Source organism: Rhodococcus sp. Leaf278, from assembly GCF_001426085.1.
In the GTDB taxonomy this organism is placed as follows: Bacteria; Actinomycetota; Actinomycetes; order Mycobacteriales; family Mycobacteriaceae; genus Rhodococcoides.
On record NZ_LMRR01000008.1, the window covers coordinates 50,672 to 65,904 of the forward strand.

General features: G+C 64.8%; 16 protein-coding genes and 1 riboswitch. Of the genes, 8 read left to right on the forward strand and 8 right to left on the reverse strand.

Annotation, left to right across the window (positions count from 1 at the left end; translation table 11 throughout):
* Positions 1-32 precede the first annotated feature (32 nt).
* Positions 33-125, forward strand: a riboswitch (TPP riboswitch).
* A 48-nt stretch (positions 126-173) separates the two neighbouring features.
* Together ASG84_RS09715 and ASG84_RS09720 are read left to right on the forward strand one after the other, a co-directional pair.
* The gene (locus ASG84_RS09715; protein ID WP_057476824.1) at positions 174-935 is read left to right on the forward strand and encodes a 3-oxoacyl-ACP reductase; all 762 of its coding nucleotides are present in this window, start codon (positions 174-176) and stop codon (positions 933-935) included.
* 1 nt (position 936) lies between these two features.
* Positions 937-2,205, forward strand: coding sequence for an LLM class flavin-dependent oxidoreductase (locus tag ASG84_RS09720; protein WP_057476825.1), 1,269 nt, complete (start codon positions 937-939; stop codon positions 2,203-2,205).
* Here ASG84_RS09720 and ASG84_RS09725 read toward each other — a convergent pair.
* Complete coding sequence (locus ASG84_RS09725; RefSeq protein WP_156399451.1) at positions 2,190-2,786, reverse strand: TetR/AcrR family transcriptional regulator; 597 nt, start codon at positions 2,784-2,786, stop codon at positions 2,190-2,192. The genes ASG84_RS09720 and ASG84_RS09725 overlap by 16 nt on opposite strands.
* Positions 2,787-2,872: 86 nt before the next feature.
* On the opposite strand from ASG84_RS09725, the gene ASG84_RS09730 reads away from it, so the two are divergent.
* Positions 2,873-3,808, forward strand: a complete 936-nt coding sequence (locus ASG84_RS09730; RefSeq protein ID WP_057476827.1) for a quinone oxidoreductase family protein — start codon at positions 2,873-2,875, stop codon at positions 3,806-3,808.
* Positions 3,809-3,836: 28 nt separating this feature from the next.
* Here ASG84_RS09730 and ASG84_RS09735 read toward each other — a convergent pair whose 3' ends face one another.
* The 3 genes from ASG84_RS09735 to ASG84_RS09745 form a co-directional block, all read right to left on the reverse strand.
* The gene (locus ASG84_RS09735; RefSeq protein WP_057476828.1) at positions 3,837-4,727 is read right to left on the reverse strand and encodes an alpha/beta fold hydrolase; all 891 of its coding nucleotides are present in this window, start codon (positions 4,725-4,727) and stop codon (positions 3,837-3,839) included.
* Between the two features lie 12 nt (positions 4,728-4,739).
* Positions 4,740-5,759, reverse strand: coding sequence for a PDR/VanB family oxidoreductase (locus tag ASG84_RS09740; protein WP_235581613.1), 1,020 nt, complete (start codon positions 5,757-5,759; stop codon positions 4,740-4,742).
* 83 nt (positions 5,760-5,842) lie between these two features.
* Complete coding sequence (locus ASG84_RS09745) at positions 5,843-6,742, reverse strand: metal-dependent hydrolase (protein ID WP_057476913.1); 900 nt, start codon at positions 6,740-6,742, stop codon at positions 5,843-5,845.
* Positions 6,743-6,889: 147 nt separating this feature from the next.
* Between ASG84_RS09745 and ASG84_RS09750 the strand changes: the two genes are divergently transcribed.
* Entirely contained in the window at positions 6,890-7,405 is a 516-nt protein-coding gene (locus ASG84_RS09750; RefSeq protein ID WP_057476830.1) for a hypothetical protein, read from the forward strand.
* 140 nt (positions 7,406-7,545) lie between these two features.
* Here the strand turns inward: ASG84_RS09750 and ASG84_RS09755 are convergent, their stop codons facing one another.
* Positions 7,546-8,013, reverse strand: coding sequence for an alpha-isopropylmalate synthase regulatory domain-containing protein (locus ASG84_RS09755; RefSeq protein ID WP_057476831.1), 468 nt, complete (start codon positions 8,011-8,013; stop codon positions 7,546-7,548).
* A gap of 228 nt (positions 8,014-8,241) precedes the next feature.
* Here ASG84_RS09755 and ASG84_RS09760 point away from each other — a divergent pair, with 228 nt between their 5' ends.
* Entirely contained in the window at positions 8,242-9,444 is a 1,203-nt protein-coding gene (locus ASG84_RS09760; RefSeq protein ID WP_032378585.1) for an ATP-binding protein, read from the forward strand.
* A 1-nt stretch (position 9,445) separates the two neighbouring features.
* Here the strand turns inward: ASG84_RS09760 and ASG84_RS09765 are convergent, their stop codons facing one another.
* The gene (locus ASG84_RS09765; protein WP_057476832.1) at positions 9,446-10,633 is read right to left on the reverse strand and encodes an alkane 1-monooxygenase; all 1,188 of its coding nucleotides are present in this window, start codon (positions 10,631-10,633) and stop codon (positions 9,446-9,448) included.
* 166 nt (positions 10,634-10,799) lie between these two features.
* On the opposite strand from ASG84_RS09765, the gene ASG84_RS09770 reads away from it, so the two are divergent.
* Positions 10,800-11,666, forward strand: coding sequence for an alpha/beta hydrolase (locus ASG84_RS09770; protein ID WP_057476833.1), 867 nt, complete (start codon positions 10,800-10,802; stop codon positions 11,664-11,666).
* A gap of 29 nt (positions 11,667-11,695) precedes the next feature.
* Positions 11,696-12,541, forward strand: a complete 846-nt coding sequence (locus ASG84_RS09775; protein ID WP_057476834.1) for a patatin-like phospholipase family protein — start codon at positions 11,696-11,698, stop codon at positions 12,539-12,541.
* A 10-nt stretch (positions 12,542-12,551) separates the two neighbouring features.
* Here ASG84_RS09775 and ASG84_RS09780 read toward each other — a convergent pair whose 3' ends face one another.
* Complete coding sequence (locus tag ASG84_RS09780) at positions 12,552-13,460, reverse strand: amidohydrolase family protein (RefSeq protein WP_057476835.1); 909 nt, start codon at positions 13,458-13,460, stop codon at positions 12,552-12,554.
* Entirely contained in the window at positions 13,447-14,133 is a 687-nt protein-coding gene (locus ASG84_RS09785) for a dienelactone hydrolase family protein (RefSeq protein ID WP_057476836.1), read from the reverse strand. Before ASG84_RS09785 ends, ASG84_RS09780 begins: the two co-directional genes overlap by 14 nt.
* A gap of 106 nt (positions 14,134-14,239) precedes the next feature.
* Here ASG84_RS09785 and ASG84_RS09790 point away from each other — a divergent pair, with 106 nt between their 5' ends.
* Positions 14,240-15,217: an NADPH:quinone oxidoreductase family protein gene (locus tag ASG84_RS09790; RefSeq protein WP_057476837.1), complete on the forward strand. Its 978-nt coding sequence runs from the start codon at positions 14,240-14,242 to the stop codon at positions 15,215-15,217.
* The last annotated feature ends 16 nt before the right edge of the window (positions 15,218-15,233 follow it).

Genomic DNA, 15,233 nt, shown 5'->3' on the forward strand with positions numbered 1-15,233 from the left:
GCAGCGCTACGACGTGGCCGGTGGGTACAGTCGAACGCGACACGGGGTGCCCGACAGGGCTGAGATCACACCCGTCGAACCTGATCTGGTTAGGACCAGCGAAGGGAATGTCGTGACGTTCGGTATTCCTGTCCCCTCGTGACGGTCCCGACCTCGAACGAGAGGCGAGGCGCATGAAAATCGACGAGCAGACAGTGTTGGTCACCGGGGGTGGGCGCGGACTCGGAGCAGCGATCGCCGCGGCGTTCGCCGGTCAGGGCGCACGTGTGGTGATCGACTATCGCAACAGCAAAGAGGCGGCCGAAGCGCTGGCGGACAAGCTCGGCGACCGTGCGTTCGCCGTTCAGGGCGATGTGACCGACGAGAGTGCGATGGCCTCGGTGTTCGACTCCGCCCGTGCGCACTTCGGCTCTCCGATCACCACCGTCGTCAACAATGCCTTGGCCGACTTCTCCTTCGACGGTGATGCCCGACCCAAGGCCGACACGATCACCTGGGAGCGTTTCGACGCTCAGCTGCGCGGCAGCGTTCGCGCGGCGTTGCTCACCACCCAGGCCGCACTGCCGGGGATGCGCGAGGCTGGCTTCGGCCGAATCATCAACGTGGGCACCAACTTGTTCCAGAATCCGGTGGTGCCGTATCACGACTACACCGCGTCGAAGGCCGCACTGCTCTCGCTGACCCGAACGCTGTCCGCGGACCTGGGCGCAGACAACATCACCGTCAACATGGTCTCGGGCGGACTGCTGCGCACCACCGACGCCAGTGCCGCCACCCCGGCCGAGGTGTTCGACTTCATCGCGGCCTCGACCCCGCTGCAACGCGTCACCACACCCGAGGAATTCGCCGATGCTCTGCTGTTCTTCGCCTCGCCGTGGGCGCGGTCGGTGACCGGTCAGAATCTGGTGGTCGACGGCGGACTGGTCAAGAACTGAGATGCACCTCAACGCGTTTCTGTACGGCTGCGGTCATCACAGTGCAGCGTGGCGGCATCCCGATTCGCGAGTGCAGGATCTCGGCGACATCGCCTACTACGAGGAGTTAGCGCAGCTGGCCGAACGGGGAAAGTTCGACGCCGTGTTCTTCGCCGACGGCCATTCGGTTCGCGACCCGGCGGGAGCTGGCACCTGGTTTCTCGAGCCGATTACGGCGCTGTCCGCCATGGCCAGAGCGACCACCCACATCGGTCTGGTCACCACTGTGTCGTCGACGTTCTACACACCGTTCCATGCCGCGCGCATGCTCGCGTCGTTGGACCACATCAGCGGCGGCCGAGCCGGGTGGAACGTCGTCACCTCCATGTTCGACGCCGAGGCACGCAATCACGGGATGGATGTCATCCCGGCTCGTGAGGAGCGGTATGCCCGCGCCGAAGAGTTCGTCGATACGGCACTGGCGCTGTGGGATTCGTGGGACGCCGATGCGTTGACGCTCGATCGCGCCGGGATGTATGCAGACCCGGCAAAGGTGCATGCCATCGATCACGACGGCAAACACTTTCGCGTCGACGGTCCGTTGACGGTGCCGCGATCACCTCAGGGCAGGCCGGTGCTGTTCCAGGCGGGGGCGTCGGGGCCGGGTCGTGATCTGGCGGCCCAGTACGCCGAGGCGATCTACGCCGTTGCCTACGATCTTGTTGCAGCGCAGAGCTATTACGACGACGTGAAGGCGCTCATCGCCCACGCGGGCCGAGACAGTGCGGCAGTGGGCATCATGCCGGGTTTGGTGACTTACATCGGATCGACGATGGACGAGGCCCGACGCAAGAAGGTCGAACTGGATCAGCTGCTGCCCAACGAACAGTCGCTGGCGATGCTGTCGACCTTCACCGGACAGGAGTGTGCTGCTTGGGAACTCGATGATCCGGTGCCGCCGCTCCCGCCCGCGTCCGAGTTCCCCGGACCTCAGGGCCGCTACGAGACGATTCTGCGCATCGTCGAGAAGGACGGCCCCACCGTGCGTGAGTTGCTCGGCACGCTGGCTGCCGGCGGCGGGCATGCCACGATGATCGGCACGCCGGAGTCCATCGCCGACGAGATGGAATCGTGGATCGGTCGCGGTGCCGACGGATTCAACCTGATGTGCCCGCGCTACCCGGATTCATTGGCCGACTTCGTCGAGCACGTGGTCCCGATTCTGCAGCAGCGTGGCCTGTTTCGGTCCGAATACACGTCGTCGACGCTGCGGGGTCATCTGTCTCGCTGAGCGGGGCGTCCGAAGACGCCACTATCGACGAACGCCACGAGGGCGTCGAGGCCGTCCTCGCTCGAGCCATGCCACTGGCGAGCAAAGTTTTCCGCCGCACCGCCGATCAACATGGCTGTGACTCCGGGAGGTGCGGGTAGTTCGACGCCGGACTTTTCGAATGCGTGGAGACGCTCGACCCAGGGCTCGAATTGGACCTGCGTGAATCTTTGCAATCGTTCGGCAAATTCGGGGCTCACCCGTGCGGCGTCGCGGAGGGCATCGACGACGACCCGGTGGCGAGTGAGCAACTGCCAGAACACCTCTAGGTGGGGTCGCATGGTGGGGTGATCGCGGGCAGACGGATCCTGTGTCGCGACGATGATGTCCGCGTCCTCGCCGATCTGCTCGGCCAGGGCGAGGAGCAATTCGTCTTTGCCGGAGTAGTGGTTGTAGAACGATCCGGCCGAACGGCCGGCCTCTCGAGTGATGTCGACGATCTTTGTGTTGAGGTACCCGGTACGGGCGAAAACCGCACGAGCTGCATTTTCCAGCTCGATGCGAGTCTGCTCGGCCTGTTGGGCCCGACTGGTGGCTGCCACCGTGGTCCTTCCTGTTGACATCTACGAGGTCACATTACACACTGAATCAAAATTCAGTGAATAGTGATTCGGCAAAGGATGCAGACATGAAGGCAGCAGTTCTGAAGGAGTTCGGGGTACCGACTTACACGGACCATGACGATCCGGCCCCGGCCGACGGCCTGGAGGTGATCGACGTCGCGGCGGCGACTCTCAACGCCGTCGATATCGTCATAGCGGCGGGTACGCACTACCTCAGCCCGCGGTCGCTGCCGACGGTGATCGGCATCGAAGGCGCGGGTACCACGCAGGACGGTCGCCGCGTCTACTTCTCACCGGTGCTCTCGCCCCATGGTTCGATGGCCGAACAGACGTTGGTGCCGACGGCATCGCTCATCGAACTACCCGACGGGCTGGACTTCTCGACCGCCGCGACACTGGGTAACGCGGGCCTGGCCGCGCTGATGCCACTGACCCACGGGGCTCGAATGACACCGGGGGAGAACGTCGTGATCCTCGGCGGCACCGGAGTGGTCGGGCGCCTCGCTGTACAGGCGGCGCGATTGCTCGGCGCAGGATCGATCACGGTCGTTGGACGTGACGAGAACGCCCTCGAATCCACCCGTGAACTCGGGGCCACGGCGACGGTTGCCATCGGCGACAAGAGTGTCGAGGAGCTGAGTTCTGCCATTCGACAGGCATCGTCAGGTGCTGATGTCGTTGTCGATTATGCCTGGGGCACAGTTGCTCTCGCGGCCCTGCATGCGGGTAACCGTCTCGTTCGGCTGGTGCAGATCGGTGACCGAGCCGGAGCCGAGACCACCGTCCCGGCGCAACTCATGCGTTCCCTCGGAGCAAGCATCCTCGGATTCATGCCGCTGCACTACGGGCAGGGTGCGACCTCGCAGGCGTATCGCACCCTGACCGGCTGGGCTGTCGCCGGGCGGATCGCAGTGGAATACGAGAACATGCCACTGGCCGAGGTGGCGAATGCATGGGAGCGAGCCCCACGAACCCGTCACAAGCTGGTACTGGTCCCCTGACCCATCAGCCCATCAGCCCATCGACCCATCAGTCCAGCGAGTCGATGAATTCCTTTGTCAGTCTTGCGATGTCGTCGGCGTGCGAGATCGGCGACCAATGCCCCGCCGGAATGTCGTTGCGGGTGAGGTTCTTCACCCACTTGCCGGTGTCGTCGTAGTGGTACGGACGCACTGCGACGTCCTCGGTGTTGACGATGAGCTGAACGGGAATGTCGATGTATCGATCCCGCGGGTTGGTCAGCAGCGGAATGATGTTGGCGCGGTACAGCTTGGTTCCGTTGGTGGCATCCGACCACAGGGTGGGGTTCTGCGTGACGAGCGCCGGGTCGACTCCCGAGAACTCCTCGAGGAATGCCGGCCAGCCCTTGGCGAACTGCCGTTTGATTCGCAGGTTGGCAAGGATCGGGACGTGGAAGGTTGCGGTGTACCAGGACGCGCGTACCTGGGCGAGCACCTGTTTGATGCCGGTGAGAGTGGGTTTGCGCAATCGCGACTGCGACCACTTTCCGAGATGGTCGAGGTTGGGTCCCGAAACGGAAGTGTAGGAACGGATTCGATCCTTCGCCTGCGGCTGGGCCGCGGCCTCCCATACCTCGACGGCCCCCCAGTCGTGTGCGAGCACGTGCACCGGGGCATCGGGGCTGACCGCATCTGCCACGGCGTAGAAGTCCGACGCGAGGCGGGCCAACTTGTACGCCGACTGCTCGGTGGGCACTGTGCTCTCGCCTGCTCCGCGCGAGTCGTAGCTGATCACCCGGAAGCGATCCTCGAGCTGGGGCACGATGTGGCTCCACAGTTCGTGAGTATCCGGCCAGCCGTGTACGAGGACGATGGGATCGCCGTCGGGGTTGCCGCTCTCGAACACCGCCAACCGAATTCCCTCGTTGACGACTGTCGTACGAACTGCGTTGCTGTTCAACAGTGTTCCGTTCTATAGATCGAGTACGAGGCGCGCGCTTCGGGCACGTGACACGCAGATGAGCATGTGATCGCGTTGCTCCTCCGGGGTCAATCGCGACTCCAGGTGTTCGGGCTCGCCGGAAAGCACCCGGACCTTGCAGGTACCGCAGAAGCCCTGCTGGCACGAGTACGCGATATTGGGCTTCTGTTCCTTGACTGCGGTCAATACGGAAGCGTCGGCGGCCACCTCGAGCACAGCTCCGCTGCTGATCAACTGAACCTGGAACGGCTGGCCGTCGAGAATCGGTGGCGGGCCGAAGCGCTCGAAATGCAGTGCGGTGGAGGGGCACTCACGGAAGTCGCGGCGGACGGCGTCGAGCATGGGGGTAGGTCCGCAGCAGTAGACTGCACCGCCGGCTGGGGCGCGCTCGAGCAGTTCACCCTCACTGGGGTATCCGTGCACGTCATCGGTCCGGACGAACACGCGGTCCGACTCCCAGCTTTCGATCTCCTCGAGAAACGGCATCGTGTCGCGGGAGCGACCGCAGTACACGAACTGCCAGTCCATCCCGAGAATCCGTGCCGCGCGGACCATGGCAATGATCGGTGTGATGCCGATGCCGCCGGCGATGAACAGAGCACTGCCCTCGGCGACGAAGGGGAAGCCGTTGCGGGGACCGTGAACAACAACCTCGGTGCCGGGCTCGAGTGCATGCATCTCGATGGAACCGCCTGCGCCGGTAGGAATTCGGCGCACTGCGATGCGGTAGCAACTGCGATCGGACGGATCGCCGCACAGCGAGTACTGCCGACGGCGACCCGACGGCAGGTGCAGATCGAGGTGGCAGCCAGGATGCCAGGTCGGCAATTGCTCCCCCGTCGGCGACGCGAGGGTCAAGGCAGCAACATCGTTGTCCTCGGCGACTATCTCGCGGTCCACGACCACCAGCCGCAGCGCGGAATCAGGATTGTGGCCGGCTACTGCGTCGTCGTACTCCTTGCCCGCCGTCGCATGCATGTAGCCGTTGAGGAACGTACCGAGCATCTGCATCGAGCGATCGGGTCGGGACCGTCCGCGCAGATCCGGCGGCGGATCCTTGGGTAGCAACCGCGGAACGCGGCGCGTCGATAGTTTCACCGCGCGGCAGCCTGCGCGGCCGGGGAGGATGCCAGGTAGCGCACGGCCTGAGCCGTGGAGCCTTCCTGACTCGGGTGGTACGACTTCTTGAGGTAGCGCGACATGCTGCGGCCGACGTGCGTCAGGGCCGGCAGGGTGCCGCGTTTGACCGACTTTCTCCACAGTGCGGAGCGCGGCTTGCGGACGGACTTCGGTGCCGACTGCAACTCCGGGTCGTTCTTCATCAAGAAGATGATCCCGCGCTGCCAGATGTACGCCATCAACGGCACGACCACGACGAATGTGCGCAGGCGACGCACCTCGCGTTTGTCGAAGTAGCGAAGGGTGTCGTACGCGACCGAGCGATGCTCCACCTCTTCGGCACCGTGCCAGCGCAGCAGGTCGAGCATCGTGGGGTGGATGCCCGCGCGGTCGAGGCCGTCGGCGTTGAGCACCCAGTCGCCGAGGAATGCCGTGACGTGTTCGATGGCGGCGATCAGAGCCAGTCGCTCGACGAGGTTGTTCTTGGAGCGCAGGCTGGTGACCGAGTCGGCTCCGAGCACCTTGCCGAAGGTCCAGTCCATCTGGTCGGTGAACGGCTTGGGGTCGAGTCCGTTGGCCTCGAGATGTACGAGGACGCCGGTGTGGGCCTCGGCGTGGACGGCTTCCTGGCCGATGAAGCCGATGACGTCGTCGCGCAGCTTCTCGTCGTCGATGTAGGGCAGAGCTTCTTTGAACGTATCGACGAACCAGTGCTCACCGGCGGGAAGTATCAGGTGCAGCACGTTGAGAACGTGTGTGGTGTACGGATCGCCCGGCACCCAGTGCATCGGCAGATCGCTCCAGTCGAACTTGACGTTCCTGGCCTGAAGCATCACTTCGCCCGGATCCGATGCGACGGCAGTGCGCTTGTTCATCGAGCCGACCTCCTCCACGTCCGCGATGTGGCCGATGCCACAGCGCGAGACTTAGTATAAACACCGGTTACAGGTAAAAGGAACCACGTCGGTACCGCCAGGAGTGGAGCCCGCGGAACGACAGTTGAGCAGTGAGAGACTCCTGTGATGACCGACCCCTCCCCAGCGGCTGTTCCCCCGAGCAGCGTCCCCATTGTCTGGCCCACCGAATGGCCCGCCGACGTGCGAAAAATCGCCGACGCCACCGTCGAGGCCCTCGCCGCGGTTGCGACGAAAGATCCGGTGGCATTCGAAGACGCCGTCGACATGCTGGACCGCTCGGACCCGGCCAGGGCCGGGCGCGTGCATGCAGAAATGGTACGGAGTTTGCTCGAAGAGGTATATAGCGACGGTTTGACCGGCGAGAACGTCCAAGAAGTACTTGCTCGAACAGTCAAGGGCGCGGGATGGTTGCCGAACCTGGACATCGCCGGGTTCGTCGAGGTGCTCACCGGCGCATTGGGTGTGACCGACGTCGACGAACAGTCGCGCGCGAGGCCGCGGCCTGCGCACGCGCTGTTGGTGGTGGCGGATCTGCTCGCTGTTCGCAAAGGCAAGGCCGAAACGTACGTGCGCTATGCATTGGCGGAAATTCACCGCGCTCAGACAATCGAGATGCCCTAGCGAGATCTTCGACTGTATTGCTCGAGTGCTAGACAGGCGAAGAAAGCGCTACCGACGCGAGGCGGCGCGTCGAGATCGCAGTTGTGCAGGCGAGGAGGGCGTTTTGGCCAACACAACTGCGAACTCGGCACTGGGTCGGGCTACCGATGCAGCAGGTTGGCCCCGGCGATGACGGCCCGCACGGCCGACAGGTGCGCGTCGGCATCCATGCCCATCGACCATTCGCGGCGACCGTCGTGCTCGGCCTGGATGAAGGTGGCGGTCTCGTCGCCGATGTTCTGCTGGTGAAACGAGAGAATCTCGATACGGACTCCGGCATCGTGCAACATCGACGTCAGCGCCTCGATCGGACCGTAAGTCGTTGCGGCACAAGTAATGATGGTGTCGCCGATGCCGAAGGTCGCATCGAAATCGGTTCGCCCACCAGGTGCCCTACCGGCAGTCCACGACCCCAGGCGGAGCGGTCCGGTGGTGGGTGAGAAGCGTTCGATGAAGGTCGCCCACGACATGTGTTGCCAGGTGATCTCGTCACACATGGTGCGCGGCAGCGGGCAATCGAATCGGTCGAAGAAGGGATCGGTGGCGAGAGAAGAAGCAAGTGCATTCATGGGAATGGTCTTCCGAATGTGAAGGGAGGACCGAGAGAGCACGACGACCCGCAGCGAGGGGTCGGTCCGAATCAGACCCCGCTACGGCGGCGTACTACGAGAATGCGCTTCACAACGCCGACAGTAGCCCCGACCTTTGCGGTGTCGCAAGTATCGAACGAATACTGATCTCTAGGACACGAGCTAGATGTCCGCATATATTGCACGATTCGTTGTAACTTTGGCCCCATGGACCCCGTGCGTAACCCCTACGCTCCCGGCGCCGGCCAGCGCCCACCCGAGCTCGCAGGCCGAAAGAAGCAGCTCGACGCCTTCGACGTCGTGCTCGAACGCATCACTCGCGGCCGACCGGAACGCAGTGTCGTGCTCACCGGGCTGCGGGGCGTCGGGAAGACGGTGCTGCTCAATCAGCTCCGTTCCGCAGCCATCGCGCGCGGATGGGGAACCGGGAAGATCGAGGCCAGACCCGACCAGGAATTGCGTCGACCGCTGTCCTCTGCCCTGCACATGGCGGTCCGCGGCATCGCCGCCTCGCATCGCGATCCCGAACGCGTCGACGAGTTCCTCGGAGTACTCAAGGCCTTCGCCCTGCGCTCCACGGCCGACAAGGGCATGCGCGAGCGATGGCAACCGGGCATCGACGTTCCGGCGAAGACGGGGCGCGCCGACTCCGGCGACATCGAGATCGACCTCGTGGAACTGCTGCTCGACGCCTCCGCGCTGGCCGGCGACGTGGGCGTGGGCATCGCCATCTTCATCGACGAGATGCAGGACCTCGGGCCCGCCGACATCTCCGCATTGTGCGCGGCCTGTCACGAGCTCAGTCAGGACACCGCGCCGCTGATCATCGTCGGAGCCGGGTTGCCGCACCTACCTGCGGTGCTGTCGGCATCCAAGAGCTACTCCGAGCGCCTGTTCAGCTACCACCGGATCGGTCGGCTGGAGCGAGCCGCGGCCGACCTCGCGCTGATCGCACCGGCCGATCGGGAAGACGTCGAATTCACCCCCGATGCACTCGACGCGCTGTACGCAGCAGCTGACGGCTACCCGTATTTCGTTCAGGCCTACGGCAAGGCGACATGGGATCTTGCGGCCGACACCCCGATCACCGTCGAGGATGTGCGCGTCGCTGCCCCCACCGCGGAAGAGGAACTGGCCGTCGGATTCTTCGGTTCCCGCTACGAGCGCGCGACGCCCGCCGAGCGTGAATACATGCGAGCGATGGCCGAACTGTCGGTGGACGACGGCTCGGTGCCGACCTCGGCCGTGGCGACCGAACTGAAGCGCAAGCCCGCGTCACTGTCCCCGGCCCGCGACGGTCTGATCAAGAAGGGCCTGATCTACTCGGCCGAGCGTGGCACCATCGCATTCACGGTGCCGCACTTCGGCCGTTACCTGCGCGCGCAGACCGACGAGCCCGCCGCGGTCTGAACTATCGGTTCGCTTGGGCTCGCTCGCCGCACAGTTGCTCGAGCTTCCGCACTGCCTTGGGATCGGAGCGGTCGACGTTGACCAGGTCTGCGTCCCCGTCGTAGAAGTCGATCAGTCGTTGGTCCATCACCCGGCGCCACAGCGGCGGAACCAGCGAGCAGAAGATCATCACGGCGTACCCGGCCGGCAGCTGCGGAGACTCGTCGACGGTGCGCAGGGCCTGGTAGCGGCGAACCGGATTCGCGTGATGATCGCTGTGGCGTTGCAGGTGGTACAGAAAAAGATTGCTCCACAGGTGATCGCTGTTCCAGCTGTCCCGGTGAGTCGGTTTGCCGTATCGCCCGCTCGGCCGCTTCCGACGCAGCAACCCGTAGTGCTCGAGGTAGTTTGCGGCCTCGTACAGAACGATGGCGATGGCGGCCTGCAGCACCAGATACGGCACGATCACGGTGCCGAAGACAGCGATCAGTACGCCGAACAGGGCGACGCTCATGGCCGCGGCGTTGAACAGATTGTTTCGGTACGACCACCGCGACAGGCCTTGCCGGGCGAGGCGTCGGGATTCGAGTTCCCAGGCCGAGCGCAGACCGTGCACGACGGTGCGCGGCAGGAACTTCCAGAACGACTCGCCGAACTTCGCCGATGCCGGATCCTCCGGGGTGGCGACGCGAAGGTGGTGGCCGTGATTGTGTTCGACGTAGAAGTGGCCGTACAGCGTCTGCGCCAACGTCACCTTGGAGAGCCATCGTTCGAGGCGTGCCCGCTTGTGGCCCAGTTCGTGCGCGGCGTTGATACCGACTCCGCCGACGATGCCGACGGTGATGGCCAGGCCGATCCGCTCGGGAACCCCCAGAGGGCCGTGCGCCCACAGGTAGCAGGCGGCAACGAGCCCCGCGTACTGCAGCGGCAGGAACAGGTAGACGCACCAGCGGTAGTAAGGATCGTTCTCCAGCGCGGCGATGGCCTCGTCCGGGGGATTGCTGCGGTCGACACCGGCGAATCTGTCGACCAGCGGCAGTGCGATACCCATGATCATCAGACCGAGGGTCCAGAAGGCACCGGGACCGAGGAGGGTCACCAGACCCCAGGCCAGGAACGGACTCAGCGGAATAGTCAATCCCAGCGGCCACAGGTAGCGCTTGGGGTCGCGCCACCGGGGCGACGTGCTGGTGGCGGACTCGTTACGCATTCTGGATTCTTGACTCCTTGTTTGTGGCCGAACCTCGGGGTCGAGGCAGGGGGTAGTGGCGACTCACAATGACATCGTCCGCTCCGTCAGGATAGTTACTCGAGCGAATCTTTGCTCGTTCGCCGATGGGCCATCGCACGACCCGTCACCCTTGTACGGTGACCGCATGAAGCATGTCGATTCGTCGTTCGCCGGAGTCCACGGAACCCGAATCGTCTACGACGTCTGGACCCCCGAGACGGCAGCCGAGAACACTCCGACCGGCGTTGTCGTGCTGGCCCACGGCTTGGCCGAGCACGCGGGCCGGTACCGACACGTCATCGAACGGCTCTGCTCCCTCGGCCTGGTGGTCTATGCGCCCGATCATCGCGGCCACGGGCGCTCCGGCGGCAAGCGGGTGGCGTTGGCGAAGTGGTCCGATTTCACCGACGACCTGCACACGCTGTTCGGCATCGCAGCCGACGAGTACCCGAACAAGCGCACCTTTCTGCTCGGTCACAGCATGGGCGGAGCTATCGCGCTGTCCTACGCCCTCGACCATCAGGCCGACCTCGATGGACTGATGCTGTCCGGCCCCGCAGTGGTCCCCAGCGTCGGGCAACCGAAAGCGCTGGTGGCGGTCGGCAAGATCCTCGGCCGCTTGGTGCCGGCCGCTCCCGTGTTGAAGCTCGACCCCAACCTGGTGTCGCGCGACAAGAAGGTCGTCGACGACTACGTGGCGGACCCGTTGGGCTACCACGGCAGCGTCTCGGCGGGCCTGGCCGCGGCGATGCTCGGCGTGGGCGACACGTTCCCGGCGCGCCTGCCGTCGCTGACGATTCCGGTGTTGCTTCAGCACGGAACGGCGGACGGATTGGCCGATGTCTCCGGCAGTGAACTCATCGCCGAGCTGGCCGGATCCCAGGACCTGACCCTGAAGAAGTACGACGGGCTCTTCCACGAAGTGTTCAACGAACCAGAGAAGGAGCGCGTCCTCGACGACCTCATCGCCTGGCTGCGTCCGCGTGTACAGACCAGCGCTGTAAGTTCCTGACGGATCTTTTCGATGAAGGGAGTAAGGCCATGACCAGGCGAGCACTCGTATTGGGCGGCGGCGGAGTCGCAGGTATTGCGTGGCAGACGGGTGTCCTACTGGGATTGGCAGAATCCGGAGCCGACGTCACCGACGCCGAGATGCTGCTGGGCACCTCGGCAGGCTCCTCGGTGGCAGCCCAGATCTCGGGCGGTGCCACGTTGGCCGAGTTGTTCGAGCGTCAGGCAGACGAGTCGAAACAGGACGACGAGCCGCACGCCGAGGCGACCATCGACGAACTGGTCTCCATGCTGGCTCGGGCGGCCCAGAATTCGGACGGCAGTGCCATCGACACTCGACGCCGCATCGGCAGCGAGGCGCTGGTGGCGTCGACGATCACCGAGCGGGAGCGAAGGGCCATCATCGAACGACGGCTACCGTCGCACTCATGGCCGAGCCGCGATCTGCGGATCGTCACCGTCGATGCAGTGTCCGGTCGGCATCGGGTTCTCGATCGGGGCTCGGGTGTTCAACTGGTCGACGCGGTGGCCGCGAGCTGCGCCATCCCGGGCATGTGGCCGCCGGTGACGATCGGTGATCACCGCTACGTCGACGGCGGCATTCGCGCTAGCGAAAATGCCGATCTCGCAGTCGGATTCGAGAAGGTGCTGGTGCTCAAGGTCGGTGCACTCGACCTCGAGGACGATCCCTTCGAGATCGAACGAGAGCGGTTGGTCAAGGGTGGATCGAAGGTGGAAGTGATTGCCCCCGACGCCGATTCGTCGGCGGCGATCGGCCCCGACGCCACCGATATCGCTGTTCGATCGGCTGCAGCCGTGGCCGGCCGAGCACAGGGCAATGCCATCGCAGCGCGTATCGCCGAGTTCTGGGTCTAGGGCAGCTCCTCTAGCCGAACAGTGCAGCGCCGTTGCCCCAGCACACGGCGCGAACCCAGTCGTCTCCGAGATCGAGACGGCGTACTGCATTCAGAGCGTCCAGATAGGGATACGGGATGTTGGGAAAGTCGCTGCCGAACAGAATGCGATTCTGCAGATCGAGCAGCCGAGGAAGCTCGTGTCTCGGAAATGGTGCCCCCGCCTCCGAGAAATCGGTGAATGCCATCGTGGTGTCCAGCCGAACGTTCTCGTAGCGGTCGGCCAGGTCGAGGAAGTCGACGTACTCGGGCATGCCCATGTGCGCGATGATCAACGGAAGCTCGGGGAACCGTTGCAGCAGTGAGGCGATCGGCTCCGGTCCGGTGTACGCGCCGGGTGCCGGGCCGGAACCGCAGTGGATCACCACCGGGACCTGCGCGTCCGAGAGTGCGCCCCAGACACCGTTCAGCAGGGGATCGTTCGGTGAGTAGTTGCCGACCTGTATGTGCGACTTGAAGATTCGGGCACCGTTCGTCACTGCCTGCTCGACGTACTCGACCGCACCGTCCTCGGGGTAGAACGTTGCGGTCTGCAGGCAATCGGGGGTACGCGCCGCGAAATCGGCACCCCAGGAGTTGAGCCACGCCGCCATCGCCGGCTTGTGCGGGTAGATCATCGAGGTGAACTTCTGCACCCCGAATCCGCGAATGAGCTGGAGCCGCCGGTCTTCGGCGAAGCGATACGAAATGGGCCAGACGCTGCCCGTCAACGGCCCGGCGCTGTCGAAGTAGCTCCACACCTTGTCCATGACGTTCTTCGGCATGAAGTGGGTGTGGACGTCGAACAGGCCGGGCAACGACAGCTCGGTCCAGAAGGCGACGATGCGTTCGGTCTCGTCGAGAAGTTCGGCGTCGGAACGCGGTTGTTCAGCGTGCGACATGCGCGTCGAACCACTCGAGCGTCTTGCCCCAGGCATCGGCCGCAGCGTCCGCGTCGAACACAGCGGGGCGGTCGTCGCAGTGGAACCCGTGCTTGCCCTGGGCGTAACGGGTGATCTCGGTGTCGACCGGGGCCGTTGCGGTGATCTCGCGCAACGTCTCGACGTCCTGGAATGGGATGCCCTCGTCCAGGTCTCCGAAGAATCCGTGCCACGGTGTCCGAAGTGCATCGCCTACCGAGGTCATCGCCGGATAACCGAAGCGGCCCTCCGTGATTCCGCCGCCGTAGAAGGTCGCTGCCGCTCCGAGTTGCCGTCGGACAGCGGTATGGAACGCGACAGAGCCGCCCATGCAGAAGCCGACGATGGCGATCGACGAGGGCTCGAATCCCAGTTCGGCGAGGGCACTCGCCGCCGCGTCGACGTCGGAGTCCACCTCGTCCGCCTTCAATTTGCCGATGGCGGCCATGGCCGAGTCCATGTCCGAGTAATCGAGAACGGTGACGCCGTCCTGTCGGTGGAACAGATGCGGAGCGACGGCGACCCACCCGGCGGCCGCGACACGATTGCAGACGTCGACGATGTGGTCGGTAACGCCGAAGGCTTCCTGGATGACGATGACGCCGCCACGGGCGGTGCCGTCGGGCTGAACGACGGTGAGGGGAGTGGTGTTCATCATTCGATTGGAGCACACAACCTGTGGCGGATACCGGTAGCGGTGGCGGTTGCTGCAGTTTTGTACGGTGGCGGGCAGGGAACGATCCCGACCGAGAGGACAACTCATGCGCGCGGTACAGATCTCCAGCCTCGACGGACCCGACTCGGTGAGCGTGGTGGACATCGACGAGCCTGCCCCGCGCGACGGGTCGGTGGTCATCGAGGTCCATGCCGCGGGCGTCGCATTTCCCGATGCGCTGCTCACCCGTGGGCTGTACCAGTACAAGCCGGAATTGCCGTTCGTTCCCGGGAGCGAGATCGCCGGAATCGTCCGGTCGGCTCCGGCGGACTCCGGTTTTTCGGCGGGCGATCGTGTCGCGGCGCTGACGGGCTTGAGCGACGGTATGGCCGAGGTCGCCGTGGTCTCACCCGATACGGTTTTCGCCCTGCCGGAGTCGGTATCGCTCACCGCCGGGGCCGGTCTGCTGTTCAACGACCTGACCGTGCACTTCGCACTACGTGAACGCGGACGGCTGGCGGAGGGCGAGACCGTGCTGGTGCACGGTGCAGCAGGCGGTATCGGGACCTCGGCGCTGCGGATGGCGCCGGTACTCGGTGCGTCCCGAGTGATTGCCGTCGTGAGCTCGGAGGCCAAAGCCGACATCGCCCGCTCCGCAGGAGCCACCGACGTCGTTCTCGTCGACGGGTGGAAGGACGCGGTCAAGGAACTGACCGGCGGCCGCGGCGTCGATGTGGTCGTGGACCCGGTGGGCGGCGACCGGTTCACCGACAGCATCCGATCGCTCGCACCGTCGGGCCGAATTCTGGTGCTGGGCTTCACCGGTGGTGAGATACCGACGGTCAAGGTAAATCGGCTACTGCTCAACAACGTCGACGTCGTGGGCGTCGGCTGGGGCGCGTGGTGGATGACGCGGCCGGGTTACCTCGCCACCCAATGGGCCGAGATCGAACCGCTGCTCGCCGACGGTTCGCTCGTCGCACCCGAGCCCTCTGTGTTCCCGGCCGGCGATGCCGCCGCGGCCATCGCGTCACTGGAGAACCGGACTGCCGCAGGCAAAGTGGTGCTCGACTTCAGTCGCTGACGCTGTGTCGAGCTGC

Excerpts from the sequence above, each read along its gene's own strand:
- ASG84_RS09715 (WP_057476824.1), top strand. The coding sequence starts at position 174 with ATGAAAATCGACGAGCAGACAGTGTTGGTCACCGGGGGTGGGCGCGGA.
- ASG84_RS09720 (WP_057476825.1), top strand. The coding sequence starts at position 937 with ATGCACCTCAACGCGTTTCTGTACGGCTGCGGTCATCACAGTGCAGCG.
- ASG84_RS09730 (WP_057476827.1), top strand. The coding sequence starts at position 2,873 with ATGAAGGCAGCAGTTCTGAAGGAGTTCGGGGTACCGACTTACACGGAC.
- ASG84_RS09740 (WP_235581613.1), bottom strand. The coding sequence starts at position 5,759 with ATGCAGATGCTCGGTACGTTCCTCAACGGCTACATGCATGCGACGGCG.
- ASG84_RS09745 (WP_057476913.1), bottom strand. The coding sequence starts at position 6,742 with ATGAACAAGCGCACTGCCGTCGCATCGGATCCGGGCGAAGTGATGCTT.
- ASG84_RS09750 (WP_057476830.1), top strand. The coding sequence starts at position 6,890 with ATGACCGACCCCTCCCCAGCGGCTGTTCCCCCGAGCAGCGTCCCCATT.
- ASG84_RS09755 (WP_057476831.1), bottom strand. The coding sequence starts at position 8,013 with ATGAATGCACTTGCTTCTTCTCTCGCCACCGATCCCTTCTTCGACCGA.
- ASG84_RS09760 (WP_032378585.1), top strand. The coding sequence starts at position 8,242 with ATGGACCCCGTGCGTAACCCCTACGCTCCCGGCGCCGGCCAGCGCCCA.
- ASG84_RS09765 (WP_057476832.1), bottom strand. The coding sequence starts at position 10,633 with ATGCGTAACGAGTCCGCCACCAGCACGTCGCCCCGGTGGCGCGACCCC.
- ASG84_RS09770 (WP_057476833.1), top strand. The coding sequence starts at position 10,800 with ATGAAGCATGTCGATTCGTCGTTCGCCGGAGTCCACGGAACCCGAATC.
- ASG84_RS09775 (WP_057476834.1), top strand. The coding sequence starts at position 11,696 with ATGACCAGGCGAGCACTCGTATTGGGCGGCGGCGGAGTCGCAGGTATT.
- ASG84_RS09780 (WP_057476835.1), bottom strand. The coding sequence starts at position 13,460 with ATGTCGCACGCTGAACAACCGCGTTCCGACGCCGAACTTCTCGACGAG.
- ASG84_RS09785 (WP_057476836.1), bottom strand. The coding sequence starts at position 14,133 with ATGAACACCACTCCCCTCACCGTCGTTCAGCCCGACGGCACCGCCCGT.
- ASG84_RS09790 (WP_057476837.1), top strand. The coding sequence starts at position 14,240 with ATGCGCGCGGTACAGATCTCCAGCCTCGACGGACCCGACTCGGTGAGC.